A 19,645-nucleotide genomic window follows, 5' to 3' on the forward strand; every position below is an offset into this window, starting at 1 on the left:
CTGCTACAAGGTTTTATTTACCGTACATGTGCTGCCACCACTGTGGCTCATCTTTTAGGTGTTTATCGAAGTAGGCCAACATGGTGTCCCACCATTGAAAACGACGGTCTCTTGCAAAAATTTGGTGATCTGCACCTTTATATTCGATCAACTCGACATCTTGATTAAGCATTTTAAGCGCTGTGTACATAATGTGGCTTTCACCGACAGGTACGTTTACATCCGCATCACCATGAACTAACAAGAGTGGTGTTTTGACCTTGTCTGCATTGAATACCGGGCTTTGTTGGCTATAAAGGTGACTATTATTCCAAGGGTAGCTGTGCTTTGATGCCTCTGCTGAATAGAGGTAACCCCACCACCCATGACCCCAATAAGAGGTTAGGTTCGAGATACCAGCATGAGAAATGGATGCACTGAACATGTCTGTTTTAGTCGCTAAAGTCATTGTCATAAAGCCACCGTATGATGCACCTAAGTTGCCCAAGCGCTTTTTATCGACAAATTGATATGCATCTAAGAATGCATTGGTGCCTTCAATGATATCGTCCGCTGCGCGGTTACCCCAATCATTCACATGTTTTGCTGAGAACTCCTGACCAAAGCCAGTGGCACCTGATGGTTGCAATACATAGACAACGTAACCGTTTGTTGCCCAGAAATTAAATGGATAGCGACCTGTAAAGCCTCGTGACACTGGCGATGTACCACCATAATAGTAAATTAACGCAGGGTGTTTTTTACTCTTGTCTAAGCCATGAGGAACATACACTCGACCTTTGATCTCTGTACCGACAGAGTTTGTAAAGTTAAACTCTTCAAGTGTCGCGATTTCGGCATTCTTGTATGCAATGGGCTGAGAGTCCCATACCGTGCTGGCTTTATTGCTTTTGACACTCAGTTGTATCAGTTTGTTCGGGGTTGAAGCCGTTGTACCACTGGCAAGTACTACAGGGCTACGTTTATCAGCAACGCTATATTTATCAACGACATCTAATTTCGTTTTTAACGACTTGAATTTATTCTTACTTTCATCGAAAAGGTATAGCTTTTTACGATCTTCGTCAGTCACTTTGAGTACTAAATCACCGTTGTTAAGCACTTTGAATGAATCAATAGAAGGATCGAATTGCTTGCTGAGCGCTTTGATATCGCGGCCTTGTGCATTCATCCAGAACAGCTGAGTGTCATAGTTGTTTGCCAGTACGCCTTCTTTTAATGAGCGACCTAAACCATTTCCAAACTCAGCACCTGCTGAGACGTAGATACCATCGTTACCATAACGTGCATCTTTAAACGTACCATATTGACCCAATACTTTACTGCTGTTGTTGCTCAAATCGAATTCAACCAGTTCTGTCACACTATGGTATGGCGCAGCATAGTTTTGCGGGGAGCGCGTTGCCAAAATACGATTGTTCTTTGCGTCAAAGTCTTCTAACGAGTGACTTAAGTTATGTTCAGTTACTGCTTGAATAAGACCTGTACTGATGTCCATCAAGTAAACTTGGCTGATATTACGAGCGTAAGACCAGCGGTCTTCAAGACCTTTGTAGTGCTTAACGATTTTGTCGCCTTCAGGCGCTGTTTTAGTCCAAGTGAAGATCAGGGTCGTATCATCAAAATATTGAAACCCACTTGCGCCTGCTAAGTCTTCTGCAATTACGGTTTCTTTTAGTGACTTAATATCGAGCGTTTTAAGCTGCTTGTTTTGCACAAATACCACGCTTTTAGAGTCGCTCTTCCACTTAACAGCATTTGCATTAACGCCATGGAGTCGATAGATAACATCGCCGTCTTCATTGTATAAGGCTGTGTCTCGCAAGGCTGAATTGCCCTTGTTATCTTGATAGCGTTGCTCAGTGGCAACGTAGTAATCCGCGTTTGGCGATAATGAGATAGCACTGATGGTTGGAGAATCAAAAAGTTGTTTCGCAGAGAGCGCTTTGGTGCTTTTTTGGGTGAACACCAGCTGATCATGCTCGGCTTTACCTGTGAAATCTACAGCCACTTTTTTCCAATCACTGACTTGCTCGGCGATAATGAGTAATTGATGATCACCTGTAACGGCACTGATCTGGTGAGTATTTTTCCCATCAAGCAGCTGACCATTTAGAAATACATGTGCTTTCTCAATACCGGTCAGGTTTAGCTTACCTTGTACGAAGCGACCTGTAGAAAACTCTAACTTAAGTGCCTGTAAACCACCCATAGTTAGGGCATTCACATCAGCAAGTGGTTGCCACTTTATGCGCTCACCAAATACTTCTAATGCGTCATTATCAGTGCTGAGCTTGTTTGCTAGGTTTTTTACAATAGCCGACTGATGTCCAGTATGGTGCGGTTTCGTTTGAATATTTTGGCCGATAGGACCAATGAACTGTATGTATTGAGTATCGATTGGCGCTGCGCTGAGTTGCGTAGCTATTGCGGAAAATAGTAAAGTAACCGCTGACTTAAATTTCATAGTATGCGCCTATTGTAGGTAAATAATTTGCGTTAATATAACATATTCATAAAGATTACTATGGGCTGTGCGATTAAGTGCTGCACAGTTAAGATTTAAATAAATGGTTGTTACATGAGGAGTAGACCTTGTTTTTGTTAATTAGCTACATGTTACTAGCTATCGCGATTTCTTTTTTGTGCTCGGTAATGGAGGCGGTATTACTGAGTATTACGCCTAGCCATGTTGGGATGATGAAGCAACAAAACCCAACTTTGGCTGCCAGAGTACAAAAGTTGAAAGACAATATTGATAAACCTCTAGCAGCTATTCTAACACTTAATACTGTGGCACACACTGCGGGTGCTGCGGGTGTGGGTGCACAAGCAGCGGTTGTTTTTGGGGATGCTGCTGTGGGGGTGGCTTCTGCCGTAATGACATTGCTGGTTTTGGTATTGTCTGAAATTATTCCAAAAACACTAGGTGCGACTTACTGGCGTGCACTGACTCCGAGCGTCAGCTTTGCATTGGTATGGATGGTACGTCTGCTTAAGCCATTTGTATGGATGTCAGATCAACTGACAAAGCTTATTGGCAAAAAAGGGGATGAGTCAGTCTATATTCGTCAAGAAATTGAAGCGATGGCTGAAATGGGCTCTCAAGCTGGCGCATTGCAGGCAGAAGAGTCAGCGACTATTCGCAGTTTATTGCAGTTTAGGCATGCGAAATTAGAAAACCTGATGACCCCTAGAACGGTGCTTTTTAAAATACACAAAGATATGACGGTGCACGATTATCTTGCGGATCATGGATCAGTGTCATTTTCTCGAGTATTAGTTTTCGATCAAAATAGTGATGACATTGTTGGTTTTGTACATAAAAATGACATCATGTTGGCTTACCACCGCCTTGGCGAAGACTATAAAATCAGCAAGCTGATGAAACCGTTATATACGGTGCCAGAAACCTTGGCTGCGCCTACTTTATTCCAGACATTGCTAGAAAAACGCATTCACATTGCGCTGGTTGTTGATGAATATGGTGACATTCAAGGTATTGTTACTTTAGAAGATTTATTGGAATCCCTGATGGGCATGGACATCGTTGACGAGCGAGAGCAGACCAGTGATATGCAGGCCGCTGCAAAGCAAAAGTGGCAGCAACGAGTGGATAATCACAGTCACCTGATCGTCACAGAAAATGAACCTGAAGAGCAGGAAAAAAAATGATTTTCAAGGTGTAGTACGTCCGCCCCTAAGGGTTAGAGTTGATCATTCTTTGCCATGAATGGATCCAACGTACGAACTCATGCAGAGCTTTTGGTCGACTGATCAAATAGCCCTGCATGAGCAAACTGAATTTATACCGCTCTAGGTATTGTAATTCTTCAATTCGCTCAATACCTTCCGCAACGATATCCAGTTGCTCATTTTGGGCAATGTCTATCAAGCTATCTACTAACACTTGTGAAAAGCGATCGGACTCGATATAGGTGATCAGCGAACGGTCAATTTTGATTTCAGTAAAAGGCAGTGTTTTAAGTTGATGAATATTGGTAAAACCCGTGCCAAAATCATCTAATGCAAGGTCAAAGCCTCGCAACCTTAAGCGATTAATGGTCTCGAGTTGTAAGCTGGTCACAATTGGCTGGTTTTCGGTAATTTCGACAATGACTTCCTGTGGCTTTAGGCGGTTAAGCTCTAATATCAAAGCGAGTTTGTCTGGGCAGCTAGTATCATTAAGCTGTATGGGGGAGAGGTTAAACGCCAGCTTAAAGGGGTAATTTAATTCGTTCCTGATCAATTGAAATTCGGTTGCGGCTTTCTCAAATAGTTGAAAAGTGAGTAAGTTCACCAAATCAAGATCTTCGGCAACGCCAATAAAGCGCTTGGGTAGCATCACTTGCCCTTGGTCTTTGGAAACGATACGCGCAAGTACTTCGACACTTTTGATTTGCTTGGTACCACGGTGCACTTTTGGTTGATAAAAAGGGGTGATCTCATGTTGGCTGATCGCCTCAAGCAGCTTATCTTCCGAGATAGGTTGCTCGTACTCTTCTTCTGTCCCAACAAAGCTGTCGAGCTTTTTTAAATTCCTTTCAACATCTAGTAGTTGTACTGGTTTGGCAATATTACCAATTAAGTGGGTACAGTGCTGCCTTGCTAAATTTGCCGCAAGATCGATGATGCGATTTTCCATCTCTGAAATAATGATGATCCCTCCGGGGTAATGTAATTCCCCCAAATGGCGAATAAATTCCATCCCATCCATTTCTGGCATATTGAGATCGGTAAAAATGGCATCAAAAGGGTGAGGGGACTGGCGTATTTTTTCTAATGCTTTTACAGCGCTATCGACGACAGTAATATATTCGACATCGAGCTCAGAGAGGATAGCCTGCATCACGACAAGAATTGCTTGGGAGTCATCTACAACAAGTATACGTCGGCTACGATTGTTCATAATTTCCTGTCCCTAGGGCTGAATTGTATATTTGCTCGTTAGGCTTAAAACCCTACCAGCTTTGCTGATTTCACATTATGACCAAAGTATTTCAAACTGATCATAAAGTGTGTCTCTAAACAACTCCATAAGCGTAGTACAACTTAGTAATAATTCACCCAATGTCTCTTCAATAGATACTGAGAATTGACGATAATAAGAGAAATTTCGTGAATGCAGTGAGCATAATGACAAGAATTGAACTTCCCATTGGTGACATGATGATTTCTGTCATGATAAATCAGCAAAAAGTTGTGCAGATTTACAAAGAACAGCAAGCAGTCCCTATAGAAGTGCACGGTGAACATCAATTATGGGTTGAACTGGGCGATCATCAGCTGCAACTCGATACCTCCGAACTCCATACAAACGCGCTTGCCATCTCCGTTGATCAGTCACCATGGCAATGGGTGGAAGTCCCCCATGTTGAGGGTAAACGACGAGGTAATTGGTTAGGCTTAGCGGTGTTGGGCATTAAGCTATTTAAAAGCGCTAAGGTGATAAAAACGGCGCTCATTGGCGCTTCGGTGGCGGGCTATGCATGGCTATTCTCATGGCAGTTTGCTTTCATGTTAGTGGTTTGCCTCGTTGTTCATGAATACGGCCATGTGCGAGCGATGAAATACTTTGGGCTAAAAACCAAAGGGTTTTACCTGATCCCATTTGTTGGGGGGTTAGCCATGAGTGAAGACAAAATGACGACACGCTGGCAGGATGTGATTATTTCCTTGATGGGGCCTGCATTTGGTTTGTTCACTTCGATATTGGGGATGGTTTTATACTATATCACCGAGGCTGAAATTTTCGCAGGTGTCGCTGTATTAAGTGCATTGCTAAACCTCTTAAATTTGTTGCCTATTCTGCCATTAGATGGAGGGCATGTATTGAAAAGTATTAGCTTTTCCATGCGTTCTTGGGTTGGGCTTATGGCGTGCCTAGGTGGGCTTGCACTAGGGTTATGGGTTAGTTATGAATTTGGCTTAATGTTGCTGGTCGTGTTTATTTTTATCGGTAGCATAGAGATTTTATTGGAGTGGCGCGGTAGACACCAAACACATTTATTGCCATTAGATCGCTATGGACAAATTGTGTCTGCGGCGTTATATGTGCTGGTTGCGGTGGGACATATTGCCGTGATGTGGCACTTCGCAGACTCAGATAACGTCATTCTGAGTCTGCCAGTGAAGGTGTTATCTAGCTAAACAAACGTTAAAACCGTCGCAATAACAATGCCTGTTACCACGAGCTGTAACAGGCAAAATCCCATGATATCTCGAGCTTTAAGACCTGCGATGGCGAGTACAGGCAGCGCCCAAAATGGTTGAATTAAATTAGTCCATGCATCTCCCCATGCCACGGCCATGGCAACACGAGCGATATCTGCCTCCAGTGCTTGAGCCGCAGGGATCACGATAGGTGCTTGTACCGCCCATTGGCCCCCCCCTGAGGGCACAAAAATATTTACCAAGCCCGCACTTAAAAAACTCCAAAAAGGTAAGCTTTGGGCGCTGCTGATAGAGACAAATCCTGCAGAGATTTGCTCTGCTAGGCCTGTTTGTACCATGATGGCCATTATCCCTGCATAGAATGGGAATTGGATCACAATACCAGCTCCTCCTTTGATGGCGTCTTGCAGTGAATTGAGTATCTGTGTAGCGGAGCCATGTAAAAGAATGGCTAAAAATAAAAATAATGCGATGATGATATTGAGGTTGAGTCCCCCATTTCCAACGAGGAAGTAGTAGCCTAAATAACCGCACCCAATGAGCCCGATGAGTCCACCTAGGACAGGGCTGTGCTCTAAGCGTTCTGCAGGGGTGAGTGTGTGTTTGGGCGCTGCTTTCTGTGTACTTTGTAGTTTATTTTTATCGACGAAAACTTGTTCATTGTCTGGCGGTAGCATTGCGCGGTTTAACAGCGGTAAAACCACCATCATCACTGCAAGTAAGATGAGGTTAAAATAGGAAAAAATAGTCTGTTCAGTGGCTATGATACCAATTTGGGACTCGGCAAAGTGTCCCTCAGAGGCAACCGCAAGCGGTACTGAGCCTGCCAATCCACCATGCCAAACAATAAAGCCGGAATAGGCGCTAGCAATGAGTACGCGGTAGTCTACTTTTATCTGTCGAGCCAGTGCTTTTGCAAACAATGCGCCGATGACTAATCCAAACCCCCAGTTTAGCCAACTTGCGAGCATGGATATCAGTGTAACGAGCAAGATGGCTTGGCTGGGAGATGTTGCGAGCTTAGCTAGTCGATTCAGAAACTTGCCGCATATTGGTGTATTTGCCAGCATAAATCCCGCGATCAATACTAATAACATTTGCATGGCGAATGTCAGTAAATTCCACAGCCCAGCCCCCCAAATTTGGATGGTTTCAATTGGTGTGGTTGGTGTGAAAAGAGTTGCCATAAACATCACAAACAAGGTGAGTATAATGACAAAAACAAAGGGATCGGGTAGGTAACGCTCTACCGCGCTACTGAGTGGTCGGGTGATTCTATTTAGCATGTTAAAGTCCTGTTTTTATTATTTCGACTCGCATGGCACAGTGTATATCGCTAAGGGAATACCAATTGGCGTGCTAAGCTAAAGTGGTCATATTGAGTAATATAACTAACGAAATCGCTAATAGTTAGTCTTTTAGACTAAAGTTAGTTGTGTAGAGTTGTTTTTATTTGTATAAGTTATTGATATATTTAAATTAAAAAATTGGCATACATTGTGATTAAGATTATACATAGTGAATGAAGCAAGGAGCTTCTACACACTCTGTCACAATTTGATGTTTTTGGAATAAACATACAACAAAGAGAGGTATTTATGGCAGGACAAGGTTCTGGCGGTAATGTTATCGCAGCGATATGTAATATATTTTTTCCTGGGTTGGGCCAACTCGTTCAAGGCCGTATATTAGCTGCGATTATTTTTGCGATTATTACGGTAGGTGGTTACGCATTGTGGTTTTTAGTGGTGCCAGCGATTATTGCAGCAGTTGTTCACTTGTGGGCAATTATTGATGCTGCTAAGTACTCTCCTCGAGATTAGCTTAGATAGCTACTCTTTATAAGGAAAACTAGCTCAGTTGTATGGATAGAGTTATACCACTGAGCTTGGCAGGTTGATTATCAGCCAGAGACACCTTGAATAACACATGGCTTTTTAGGCTTAATACGCTTTTCTCTCCCTCTTGTTTAAATCTATTTACAAATCAGCGCGTTTAATCTGCTTTGCATGTTGTTACGTAGCAGGCCTTGCAATACCATATGGCTGGATTTTAATAGATAGGAAATTTCAATGCAGTCTACAATTGAAAAACAGGTCATGATGACTAAAAAGCTGGCATTAACCGCTGCGGTTGCGTTATCTCTTAGTGCATGTGGCGGTGGTTCAGGGGGGTCAAAGGACACCACTCCAGCTGTAACGACACAAACAATTACTTATCAGGCATTACCTTCGTTTGTTGACGTTAATGAAGGCGAGCAAGTTCGCTTATCGCTTAATACAAAGGGAAGTGGTGCATCAGATTTAAAATTTGACTGGCAAGTCAGTTTTGACAATCAACCTTTAACAATTTCAGGTCAAGGTTCTGATACGATTTCGTTTACTGCCCCTCAAGTAGACGGTCGCCGCACAGTTCAGGTTAGGGTGGCATTGTCGGACAGTAGTGAAGCAAATACTTTTGGCTTTCAAGATCAATTCTTAACGGTCAATGTTGCTGATTTAACGCCTACTGAGCCGACGACAGGGCCGCAAAGTGAGCTGGGCACTATCGTTACAGAAATCGATATGTCTGCGATGGTGGCTGGGAGTACTTGGATAGAAACTCAAAACCAATATACCAAGCAAGCTCAGTTAGATAATACATATACAGCGATTCATACGGAGCTTACGCGTTCATTTATCCTAGGAGCCGTTGATCAAAATAATCAGACGATTGCAACTAATTACTGTGGTTTTGAGGATTTGACTTCCGTTGATCTCGCTTCAGTATTTGCCGGTGTAAGCTGTGACTCTGGCAATAGAACGCGACAGTTTTTCCAAAAAGATGGCAGTTTCTCTGTTGTTGAAAAGTGTGATGATACTGTCATTGGTCAAAGCACATTCAAACAAAAAAGTGCAGAGTCGATCACTGATTTTGGTAACTTAACTATCAATTTTGATAATTACCCTAAGCTCGATAACAGTGCATGTGGTGTTGTCGTTTCAACGGAAGTTGAGTCAATTAACCAGGATAATGAAGTGCTGGTCAGTGTTGAGGCGACTGCTTTTCGTCTAATTACTGAATATGAAGGCAATGATTTTGAGGTGCTGTTTAGCTTTGAGGGTACGACCGATGACTTCCTTGTTTCAATAGGTGGTATTATTGGTGCTGAAAATAGAGCTATTATTCAATCAGATAGCTATGCAGAGCTCGGTGGTGAGGCTTCTCGTGGCTTCTTAAAATTTGAATTTGGAAATACCCCTGTGAATTTCAAAGGGACTTTCGATTTAACTTTACCAAGTTCTACGGCTGTTGATGAACAGCTTGAAGGTGAGTTTGAGCTTGTACTTGAATAAACGAGTCATTGCTATCCCACAGGATAGTGTTGCTGAGCTTATTCAATCGTAAAATTTAGAGGGTTGCATAGGTGGTCTTTGCAACCCTATTTAATAAGTATTAAAGGACAAGCCAATATAGCCAAAGGCTCATAGTCAGTGGGCTGAGTAGAGTGGACATGACCACGCTACTGGCAAGTGTAGCCTGTGCGCACTGTTGTTGTCTGGCGACAAGATAAGCATTGACCCCCAGCGGGGATGCGGCCATTAAAGTAAGCACAGAGATTTGCATTGTCGGTAATGCGAGCCAAGAAGCAAACCCCCAGACCATGGCAGGCAAAAGCAGCAGCTTCACGAGGCTTAAAATGAGTGCACTTTGCCATGCTTGTTGCAGTGAATATTGCACTAAACTTACCCCCAGAACAAACAGCGCCCCCGCAATAGCAGGTTTGGCCAGCCAATCCAATCCAGAGAGCATTAATTTAGGAATAGAAAACTCAAGTGCATTTAGCAACAGCCCAAGACTAATACTCAATACAATGGGATTGATGAATAAGGGTTTGAAGGTACCTATGAGGGACTGCTTCACCGTACTTGAGAATAGGAAGCTGAGCGCGAATAACAAAGCGCTGTGGAAGGTGATGATCATAAATACCATAGCACCTGCATCAGTGCCAAGCGCTGCAATAATTACGGGTAAACCAACCAGTACGGTATTTGAGTAGGTGCCGCTTAATCCCCACATGGCGGCTTCATTCAGTGCATTTTTATGTGTCATCCATTTTGCAAATAGCACTAAGAAGTAACAGGTCGCGACAGGGAGATAAAAAGCCAGTAATAGTTTTGCAGATGCCACCTTTGATAGATCAGCTTGGTACATATTAAGAAATAAAAAAACGGGGATCGCCAAGTAAAATATAAAGCGTCTGAGGCCTTCAAGTTGGTTGGTGGCTATAAAACCGGTTTTACCGCATACAAACCCCGCAAGGACTAAAAATATTAAGGGGAATAGAATTTCAACAGGGGTCATAGCAAAACGGTGCGAGTGAATGAGAAGTGCATTATACGAGCATGAAGGTTTTTTTCATGACTTTATTTCGGACTTTTTAGTGTGTCATTCTCTTGCCCATTTGGGGTTATTCCGCGATATAATAAAACACTGTCCAGTGTGAGTATGAGTAGTATGGAATATCAGTTTATTAGAGATCCAATCACAGGTTATCGTGTGCGAATGTCACAGGAGCATGCGTTAGTTGGACGCTGGCTCAATGAAGAGCTGACGATTGCCGATGTAAAGTCCTTTGTTGAGCAAATGAAAAGCATCGTCAGCAGTCAGGATGAGATCCGTATAGAAGGACGTGAAGTCCGTTTGATCTTATCTAAAGACGAAGCCCTGTTTGAAGCGCACTCTTTGTATCAAAATGATGTTGATTTATCTCGGTATGAGGATGACTTTTTAGAGCTAGACGAGGATGGCCTTGTCGCAGGATGCGGTTTTGAAGACTTTCAAGCCCTGATGCTGGATTGGCAAGCGTTTACACAGGGCCGAAGATAACTCTCAATTAAGCAGTGGCGTTTTGCGGTGGTGCACCGTATAGGCGCTCAGCTCTTTGAAATAACACCCAAGAGGTTAAGATATATTTGTCATTGGATAAAGGCATATTGCCTCTGTGGGTATGCGTGAAGTAACTCGGTGCAATCACCATACTGCCTTGCTTAGGAGTAAGCTTTTTATTTTGATAGAAAAACTCGGTTTCTCCGCCATCTTCCACATCATTGAGGTAAAACATAAATAACAGTACGCGGTGCAGTGCTTCATTATGATGGAGCTGTGGGTAAACCTCGCTGTGCCAATATGGGTAGCCGCCTTTGTTGACCGGATATTTTTGTGCCTGAATGGGCCCTAATCGAAATAGCTGTTGCGTTAAAATAGGCAGCTGCGGTTTACCGATTTCTTCGAAGTTATCCATAGTTAGGTTGACTGGTTGGCCTGTTTGCGGATGATAGACATTCAAGCCAAATGCACCAAGCATCATAAAAAAGTGCTCTTCTATATACTCAAATAAATATTTTGAGGTGGCTTGTTCAATTTCGCGCAGTTGACTCTGATATTCAGGGTGATTATTGAGATACAAATCTTGGCTGACTTTTTTGCTGAGATCGACGCCGCCAGACGTTTGTCCTTGAGCTAAATGTGGACTTTCATCAAAGGTTTGCATAAATTTGTTGCAAAACTCTGCACTGAGTGCATTGTCATAAACGCGAATAAAATCAGTCATCTCAATCCTCAAAGGTTATTAGAATTATTATGCTTACAGAAAAAATCATGCCGCGCTTCAGTGAAACCGATGTGCTTGGCCATATAAACAATACCGTACTCCCAGTGTGGTTTGAAGCTGCTAGAGCACCTATTTTCAAAATATTTACACCTGATTTAAATCCACATAACTGGAAACTGATTGTCGCCAAGGTAGAAGTTGTCTTCAAAGGGGAGCTTTTTTATGGCCAAGAAGTAGAAATAAAGACCATGATTGAAAAGCTAGGAAATAGCTCTTTTGTGATTTTGCAGCAAGTTTGGCAACACGGTGAATGCTGTGCAGAAGGACGTACCGTTATGGTGCGTTATGATTTTGCAAGCAAGTCTTCTCAGCTTTTAAGTGATACTGAGCGCGAGGCATTGTCCACGTATCTTTTGTAAAGCGGTCGTGTGGCGCTGCGTACACAGCGCCATTTAAGGGTTACTTGGTGGTAATGTGTGCTTTAAATTGATGCCCCAGCGCTGCAGAAATACAAGGGAGCACATCGTATTGGTAGCTTGATAAGGTATTGGCATCATCTAATTTGGTGATTTGCAATATCTCATAATCATTTAACTCGATGATGCGTGTTCCGGGGGCATGCTCACAGCGCGAACGCGAGTCTGCTTCATATTCATAAATAAAATGCGCCAATATACGTTTTAAATGGGTTTCGTATTTCACCGTGTTTTCACTGACGGTTGAAATGCTCACTTTAAACGCTTCAAAGTCAGGATCTTCTTCAACGTTCTCTGCGGGCTCAACTTTTAAGAGATTAACTTCGTTGGTTTGCGGGAGTTCATTATTTGACACTGCAACAGTAACTGGTTGGTTAGTAATGATTTCAAACCAACCTCTGAGAAATTGGTTTACACCGCCAGACAAGCCTGTGTGTGATAATAAATTAGCGACTTGTACAAGAATAAATAAGCTAAAAATAAAGCGTAGCAGCCCAGTGGTAACCGGGAACTTGTAATCGGTAGGTTGCCAAATACGGTGCAGGCCAAATGGCCTCAATAATATCAGCGCTAACAAATATAACGGCTGAATAATTTGCAAGAGCAACAGCAATACGATGGTGGTGAGAAAAAACCAAGTGGGTAATGAGAGCAGTACACTGAGGTTGTGACTGTAGGGCAGGGGATCTGAACTGACGCCCGTAATGTCGTTGATCATGCCAGCGGCTTGCACTAATGCATAGTTAGCGATAAAGGCATAGAAGAGTAAAATAATCGCTTTACCTGGCAAGCTCTCCCAAAACACAAGAAATTTTGGCCAAAATTCGTAGATCATGGCGCACAGGACCAGTACTGCCACCAAGTTAAACCAGCCAGTATTATCTTGATTAGCAAATAGAATGGCGTAGAGACTGATAAATAGGGACGAGAAGTACAGTCTTTGCGGTGTATTCAGTGAATGCCAAAAACGCTCAAAGGGGGCACTGATCTTTTTAGCTGTTTGCTTAACTGTGGTCCATGCGGGGTGATTCATTGTTATGTTAATTCCCTACTGTTTAAAACTAAGTCGCAGTGGTGAATGTATTACCACTGCGACTGGTTAGTTATAACATAGGGCTAAGATAACGACCAGTGTGTGATTGCGGGTGTTGTGCGACGTCTTCAGGTGTGCCTGATACTAAAATTTGTCCACCACCTGAGCCACCTTCAGGGCCAAGATCGACAATCCAGTCTGCAGTTTTAATCACATCTAAGTTATGCTCGATCACAACCACGGTATTACCATGATCGCGTAAACGGTGCAGGACGACCAATAACTGTTGGATATCATGGAAGTGCAAACCTGTGGTTGGCTCATCAAGAATATATAGGGTTTTACCTGTATCACGCTTTGAGAGCTCTCTTGCTAACTTAACTCGCTGAGCTTCACCACCTGAGAGTGTCGTAGCCGCTTGACCAAGTCGGATATAAGACAAACCAACATCCATCAATGTTTGCAGTTTGCGTTTAATAGCAGGAATTTTATCAAAGAACTCGCGCGCATCTTCGACCGTCATCTCGAGTACTTCATGAATGTTTTTACCCTTGTAGAGCACTTCCAGTGTTTCTCGATTGTAGCGTTTACCTGTACATACATCACAAGGGACATACACATCCGGTAAAAAGTGCATTTCGACTTTTAATACGCCGTCACCTTGACAAGCTTCACAGCGTCCGCCTTTCACATTGAAGCTAAAGCGCCCGACTTTGTAGCCGCGAGAGCGTGCTTCTTGCGTACCTGCAAATAATTCTCGAATCGCAGTGAATATCCCAGTATATGTTGCTGGATTAGAACGTGGTGTGCGGCCAATTGGGCTTTGATCGATGTCGATGACTTTATCAAAATGATCTAAGCCTTGAATGTCTTTATGTGGTGCAGGTTCTGACACCGTGGCACCGTTCAAGGCGCGATGTGCAAGCTTGTACAGTGTGTCGTTGATCAGTGTTGATTTACCAGAACCAGATACACCTGTGACACACGTCATTAGACCAAACGGGATCTTTAAGTCGACATTTTTTAAGTTATTCCCAGTGGCACCAAACAACTCCAACCATTTATCGTTTGGTTGGTGACGTTCTTGTGGCACGACAATTTGCTTGGTACCCGCCAAGTATTGACCTGTTAACGAGTCTTTGTTTGCAATGATGTCATCACGAGCACCTTCAGCAACTACATGGCCGCCATGCACACCAGCACCTGGGCCAATATCGATGATGTGATCGGCTGCGCGAATGGCATCTTCGTCATGTTCAACCACGATAACCGTATTACCCAAATCACGAAGATGGGTAAGTGTACTAAGAAGTCTGTCATTATCTCTTTGGTGTAAGCCAATTGAAGGCTCATCGAGGACATACATGACGCCAACCAAACCCGCACCAATTTGACTTGCCAGTCTGATCCTTTGCGCCTCACCTCCTGATAAGGTATCAGCACTGCGTTCGAGTGAGAGATAGTTCAGACCTACATTAATCAAAAATGACAGTCTGTCACGGATCTCTTTGAGTACCTTTTCTGCGATTTGCGCTTTTTGACCTGACAAAGTGAGATTTTCAAAGAACTGACATGCTTCGCCAATGCTCATGGTAGTCACGACCGGTAGGTTGGTATCACCAATAAATACATGTCTTGCTTCTTCTCTCAGTCGCGAGCCATTACAGCTAGGACAGGCTTGGCTGGTTTGGTATTTAGCGAGCTCTTCACGCACTGAGGTAGACTCAGTTTCGTGATAACGGCGATTCATATTATTTAAAACGCCTTCAAACTCATGATTGCGGGTGATTAAGTCTCCACGATCATTGCGGTAACTAAATGCGATCTTCGTTTTACCAGAGCCTTCTAAAACGACTTTTTGTGCGGATGCAGGGAGCTCACCAAATGGAATGTCTAAATCGAATCCATAATGTTGTGCAACCGACGTCAGCATCTGAAAATAGTAGAAGCTGCGTTTATCCCAGCCTTTGATAGCACCGCCTGCCAAGCTCAGCTCAGGGTTTTGTACGACACGATTTGGATCAAAGTATTGTCTTACACCAAGGCCATCACAGCTTTGGCACGCACCAGCCGGGTTATTAAATGAAAATAGGCGAGGCTCTAATTCGGTCATGGCATAGCCACAAGTGGGGCAGGCAAAGTTGGCAGAAAAAATTAAATCTTCTGCATCCGGGTCATCCATACTGGCGATTTGCGCAATGCCATCTGCTAATTCAAGTGCTGTTTCAAAGGACTCGGCTAATCGCTGTTGCAGGCCATCTTTTACTTTAAAGCGGTCAACGACGACTTCAATAGTATGCTTTTTGTGGAGTTCCAATGTGGGGGGATCAGAGAGATCGCATACCTCTCCATCAATACGTGCTCGGATAAAACCTTGGCTGGCAAGCTGTTCCAACAGTTTTACGTGTTCACCTTTACGGTTTTTCACCACAGGTGCGAGCAACATAAGTTTGCTGCCCTCTGGCTGTGCAAGTGCGGTATCGACCATCTGGCTGACTGTTTGCGCTTTAAGTGGCAGATCATGTGTTGGACAGCGTGGCTCACCGACTCGGGCGAATAAAAGTCGTAAATAGTCGTAGATCTCAGTAATGGTGCCTACAGTTGAACGTGGGTTGTGCGACGTAGATTTTTGCTCGATAGAGATAGCCGGAGAAAGTCCTTCAATGTGATCGACATCGGGTTTTTCCATCAAGGATAAAAATTGTCTAGCGTAAGCGGAGAGAGACTCGACATAGCGTCTTTGGCCTTCGGCGTATAATGTATCGAAAGCAAGAGAAGATTTTCCTGAACCAGACAGTCCAGTAATAACAATTAACTTGTCTCTTGGGATAGTTAAAGAGATGTCTTTGAGGTTGTGCGTACGCGCACCTCTTACTTCTATTTTATCCATAGTGGCCTTATGTGAATCTCATGTGCTTGCAACCATTATTTGGTACGTATATCCCGATTTGCGGTGTTTGCTATTTCACCGTTGTGAAATGTGTGTATCTTTGATACGTACTTAATTAACCTAGGTGATCACGCTTAGGGTTTGCAAACTAAATTATGGGTAGCTGTATACACATACAGTATACTAAAAGCTGCGGTTATTCCACCTTTGATACGTGCTAAGCCATGTACTGGCTCACTCGCTGAGGTTGATTGCAAGAATAGACGGAATAAGCGCGCATGTTAGCGCATCCGACATACAAAATTAAGCTTTTGCAAAAATAAACAACTAAACTTATTTTTGAATATCACCTACTGAGTGGTGCAAGTGCGTTTTTTGCTTTTGAGTCTTTTTTTTCTACCGCCTTTGTGGGCATGTGAAATGACGGTGCGATTTGAAAATTACGCCGCGCAATCTCGTTTGGATGAAGAAAAGGGCTGGCACGGAATGGATGTTGATTTTGCCAAAGCCTTATTGGATGAGGCTGGGTGCAGTTATAAGTTCGTCAGTATTCCATGGGGACGTTCATTGAAAATGCTAGAAGCGGGTAATATTGACTTGGTACTCAGCGTGACCCGCACGCAAGAGCGCACTGAATTTGCCTATTTTGTGGGTCCTCAGCGCATGGAAACCATCGTGTTTGCGATGAATGCTGAGCGTCTGTTCAACGTTGATAGCATGGATGATTTGTTTTCTCTACCGGTTCCTGTTGCGATACAGCAAGGCGCATTTTACGGGCGTACTTTTACCGAACGGTATAGCAAACGGTTAGGCGATGAAACCCAATTCATCTTTGTTCCTGATAATCAAACTAAACTCAGTTTGCTCAAACATGGACGGATTGCTGGATTTTTAGAAGAAAAGTTTAATATTATTTTTCAGTCAACCAATCACCCTGATTTTATGACCATAAAAATCGCACCGCTGGTGGTGAATCAATCACCGGTCTATTTTGCCTTTAGTAAAAAAAGTGTGTCTGACAAGCAACTAGAACACTTGGTAAGCGCGTATAACAGATTGAATAAAACTGGGCGTTTTAGTGAAATATTAAAAAAATATCAGTTGGACTGAGTTTTTGCTAAACTAGCTCGCGATTTTTTACTGTTTGACTTTACGTTACTTTATGTCCAATCAATCTTTAAACCAAATTGAAAAACGCGCCGCTTTTTCACTAGCAGGCGTCTTTGCTTTTCGCATGCTTGGCTTATTTATGCTGATGCCTGTGCTGGCTATTTATAGTGATTCGTTCGAAGATGTATCGCCGCTTTGGATTGGTTTGGCCATTGGCGCGTATGGTCTGACCCAAGCATTGCTGCAGATCCCAATGGGATGGTTATCAGACAAATTCGGCCGAAAACCGATTATTATTGGAGGACTGGTGGTGTTCGCCATCGGTTCTGTTATTGCGGCCACCGCGGACTCTATTTATTGGGTGACCGCCGGACGAGCATTGCAAGGGATGGGTGCGATTGCCAGTGCACTGTTGGCGTTGGCATCTGATTTGAGTCGTGATGAACAGCGGCCTAAAGTGATGGCTGTAATTGGCATGTGCATAGGTTTGAGTTTCGCAGTGGCAATGCTGGTGGGCCCTATGGTAGCGGCATCATTTGGTATTGCTGGGGTATTTTGGTTGACGGCGATTTTGGCTTTGGTGGGCATTGTAATTGTGTTGTTTGTGGTGCCAAATGCCGTTCATAAAGCACCGAAAGGTGATACCGTCGCATCGTTAGGGGATATCAAAAACTTAATTAAACACCCACAATTACTACGACTGGATATCGGGGTGTTACTCCTCCATTTAACGCTGACAACCTTGTTTGTTGTGCTGCCTGCGAAGCTTATCAATGAAGGATTAGAGGCACAATCTCACTGGCAAATTTATATTCCAGTGCTGATCCTAGCTTTTGTCCTGATGGCACCTTTGATGATAGTGGCCATTAAAAAGCAAAAAGAGAAGCAAGTATTTTTAGCTGCGATTGCCATATTAAGTATGAGTACGTTTTTGTTGATTTGGTTATCGGGTAGTTTATGGGGGATCGCTTTGTCGATGACTCTGTATTTTATTGCATTTAATTTCTTAGAAGCGACCATGCCAGCGTTAGTGTCTCGTATATCTCCAGCAACGCAAAAAGGCTCAGCGATGGGAGTATTTTCATCGGGACAGTTCTTGGGGGCGTTTTTAGGGGGCGTCCTTGGTGGCTTTTTAGCACAGCATTACGAAACGCAAACTGTATTTGCTGCGGCAGCAGGAATTGGGGTAATATGGCTGGCTATTGCATGGCGCATGCAAGTCCCTCCACGTAGTAAAGCGTTAAGCTTTGTAACGGAACTCGATAAACCCCAGCATGCACAAACACTTGCTGATAAACTGGTTACATTACCGGGCGTGCTAGAGGCGACTGTAGTCAGTGAAGAAAATCGCGCTTATTTAAAAGTGGATGAAAGTAAATTTGATTTAAACCAAGCTAAGCAAATTTTATATTCTTCATAACGAGGGTTCGGTTGCGATGAGGAGTCGAATTCGACGTGCAATCGGTATACAATCGATATATAGAATGAAACTAAGCAATGCTTGTAATTGTGTGAGGAGAGGGTGCCATGGCACGCGGTGTGAATAAAGTAATCTTGGTGGGTAACTTAGGCCAAGATCCTGAAGTTCGATATATGCCCAACGGTAACGGTGTGGCGAATATCAGTATTGCAACCACTGATAGTTGGAAAGACAAAAACACAGGTCAGCTGCAAGAGCGTACAGAGTGGCACAGAGTTGTGTTATTCGGTAAGTTAGCTGAAGTGGCTGGTGAATACTTACGTAAGGGTTCACAGGTTTATATTGAAGGCCGTTTGCAGACGCGTAAGTGGACAGATCAAAGCGGTCAAGACAAGTATACAACAGAAATAGTGGTAGACATGGGTGGCCAAATGCAAATGCTAGGTGGCCGCAATGAGCAAGGCGGTCAATACCAGTCAGGCGGCAACCAAGGCGGTTATGGTCAGCAACAAGGTGGTTTTGCACCACAGCAAAACAACCAGCAGCAATATGGTCAGCCAGCAGCACAGCAAGGCGGTTTTGCACCACAGCAACAAGCGCCTCAGCAAAGTGCGCCTCAGCCACAAAATAGTAACTTTGGTGGACAAGCACAGAGTGCGCCTGCGCAAGGTGGTCAGTCTCAAGGCGGTTTTGCACCACAGCAGCAGGGTAGTGCTTCTAACCCGATGGAGCCACCAATAGATTTTGACGACGATATTCCGTTCTAAGAGCCAGTACGTCTAAAGTCATAAAATTAGTTTTTAGAAAGCCCTTTGCGCATATCAATAATCGGTGTCGATTTTGAGCTGTGCAAAGGGCTTTTTTGTATAGAAAAGTATTAGTTCTTCATTTGCACCTTACCTAAATAGCGCATACCTAATAAGGATGAAATGTACGCCAATGTGATTGC

16 protein-coding genes are annotated in these 19,645 nt (G+C 43.5%); 9 read left to right on the forward strand and 7 right to left on the reverse strand.

What is annotated here, in order from left to right; translation table 11 throughout:
• Positions 1–13: 13 nt before the first annotated feature.
• Positions 14–2,467, reverse strand: a complete 2,454-nt coding sequence (locus JF50_RS03520) for an alpha/beta hydrolase family protein (RefSeq protein WP_039608133.1) — start codon at positions 2,465–2,467, stop codon at positions 14–16.
• 128 nt (positions 2,468–2,595) lie between these two features.
• Here JF50_RS03520 and JF50_RS03525 point away from each other — a divergent pair, with 128 nt between their 5' ends.
• On the forward strand, positions 2,596–3,675 hold the full coding sequence (locus JF50_RS03525; protein WP_039608134.1) for a hemolysin family protein: 1,080 nt from the start codon (positions 2,596–2,598) through the stop codon (positions 3,673–3,675).
• Positions 3,676–3,700: 25 nt separating this feature from the next.
• On the opposite strand, the gene JF50_RS03530 is transcribed toward JF50_RS03525, so the two are convergent.
• A complete protein-coding gene (locus JF50_RS03530) occupies positions 3,701–4,909 on the reverse strand; it encodes an EAL domain-containing protein (protein WP_039608135.1) in 1,209 nt (402 codons plus the stop codon).
• Positions 4,910–5,136: 227 nt separating this feature from the next.
• On the opposite strand from JF50_RS03530, the gene JF50_RS03535 reads away from it, so the two are divergent.
• Complete coding sequence (locus JF50_RS03535; RefSeq protein ID WP_039608802.1) at positions 5,137–6,150, forward strand: site-2 protease family protein; 1,014 nt, start codon at positions 5,137–5,139, stop codon at positions 6,148–6,150.
• Here JF50_RS03535 and JF50_RS03540 read toward each other — a convergent pair.
• Positions 6,147–7,460: a short-chain fatty acid transporter gene (locus JF50_RS03540; RefSeq protein ID WP_039608136.1), complete on the reverse strand. Its 1,314-nt coding sequence runs from the start codon at positions 7,458–7,460 to the stop codon at positions 6,147–6,149. The genes JF50_RS03535 and JF50_RS03540 overlap by 4 nt on opposite strands.
• A gap of 312 nt (positions 7,461–7,772) precedes the next feature.
• Here JF50_RS03540 and JF50_RS03545 point away from each other — a divergent pair, with 312 nt between their 5' ends.
• Positions 7,773–7,997 carry a hypothetical protein gene (locus JF50_RS03545; protein WP_039608137.1) on the forward strand — a complete coding sequence of 75 codons (225 nt, stop codon included), beginning with the start codon at positions 7,773–7,775 and terminating at the stop codon, positions 7,995–7,997.
• 249 nt (positions 7,998–8,246) lie between these two features.
• Positions 8,247–9,509: a hypothetical protein gene (locus JF50_RS03550; RefSeq protein ID WP_039608138.1), complete on the forward strand. Its 1,263-nt coding sequence runs from the start codon at positions 8,247–8,249 to the stop codon at positions 9,507–9,509.
• Between the two features lie 100 nt (positions 9,510–9,609).
• On the opposite strand, the gene JF50_RS03555 is transcribed toward JF50_RS03550, so the two are convergent.
• Positions 9,610–10,518 carry an AEC family transporter gene (locus tag JF50_RS03555; RefSeq protein ID WP_039608139.1) on the reverse strand — a complete coding sequence of 303 codons (909 nt, stop codon included), beginning with the start codon at positions 10,516–10,518 and terminating at the stop codon, positions 9,610–9,612.
• A gap of 153 nt (positions 10,519–10,671) precedes the next feature.
• On the opposite strand from JF50_RS03555, the gene JF50_RS03560 reads away from it, so the two are divergent.
• Positions 10,672–11,043: a YacL family protein gene (locus JF50_RS03560; protein WP_039608140.1), complete on the forward strand. Its 372-nt coding sequence runs from the start codon at positions 10,672–10,674 to the stop codon at positions 11,041–11,043.
• A 7-nt stretch (positions 11,044–11,050) separates the two neighbouring features.
• Here the strand turns inward: JF50_RS03560 and JF50_RS03565 are convergent, their stop codons facing one another.
• The gene (locus JF50_RS03565; protein WP_039608141.1) at positions 11,051–11,767 is read right to left on the reverse strand and encodes a 2OG-Fe(II) oxygenase; all 717 of its coding nucleotides are present in this window, start codon (positions 11,765–11,767) and stop codon (positions 11,051–11,053) included.
• A 29-nt stretch (positions 11,768–11,796) separates the two neighbouring features.
• On the opposite strand from JF50_RS03565, the gene JF50_RS03570 reads away from it, so the two are divergent.
• On the forward strand, positions 11,797–12,186 hold the full coding sequence (locus JF50_RS03570) for an acyl-CoA thioesterase (RefSeq protein WP_039608142.1): 390 nt from the start codon (positions 11,797–11,799) through the stop codon (positions 12,184–12,186).
• Between the two features lie 40 nt (positions 12,187–12,226).
• Here JF50_RS03570 and JF50_RS03575 read toward each other — a convergent pair whose 3' ends face one another.
• Positions 12,227–13,276, reverse strand: coding sequence for a hypothetical protein (locus tag JF50_RS03575; protein WP_052262121.1), 1,050 nt, complete (start codon positions 13,274–13,276; stop codon positions 12,227–12,229).
• Positions 13,277–13,346: 70 nt separating this feature from the next.
• Entirely contained in the window at positions 13,347–16,166 is a 2,820-nt protein-coding gene (gene uvrA / locus JF50_RS03580) for an excinuclease ABC subunit UvrA (RefSeq protein WP_039608143.1), read from the reverse strand.
• Positions 16,167–16,586: 420 nt separating this feature from the next.
• Here uvrA and JF50_RS03585 point away from each other — a divergent pair, with 420 nt between their 5' ends.
• The 3 genes from JF50_RS03585 (at position 16,587) to ssb (ending at position 19,463) form a co-directional block, all read left to right on the forward strand.
• A complete protein-coding gene (locus JF50_RS03585) occupies positions 16,587–17,276 on the forward strand; it encodes a substrate-binding periplasmic protein (RefSeq protein WP_052262122.1) in 690 nt (229 codons plus the stop codon).
• A gap of 52 nt (positions 17,277–17,328) precedes the next feature.
• The gene (locus JF50_RS03590) at positions 17,329–18,696 is read left to right on the forward strand and encodes an MFS transporter (protein WP_039608144.1); all 1,368 of its coding nucleotides are present in this window, start codon (positions 17,329–17,331) and stop codon (positions 18,694–18,696) included.
• Positions 18,697–18,803: 107 nt separating this feature from the next.
• Complete coding sequence (gene ssb / locus JF50_RS03595) at positions 18,804–19,463, forward strand: single-stranded DNA-binding protein (RefSeq protein ID WP_039608145.1); 660 nt, start codon at positions 18,804–18,806, stop codon at positions 19,461–19,463.
• The last annotated feature ends 182 nt before the right edge of the window (positions 19,464–19,645 follow it).

Source organism: Pseudoalteromonas luteoviolacea, from assembly GCF_000814765.1.
Taxonomy (GTDB): domain Bacteria; phylum Pseudomonadota; class Gammaproteobacteria; order Enterobacterales; family Alteromonadaceae; genus Pseudoalteromonas; species Pseudoalteromonas luteoviolacea_H.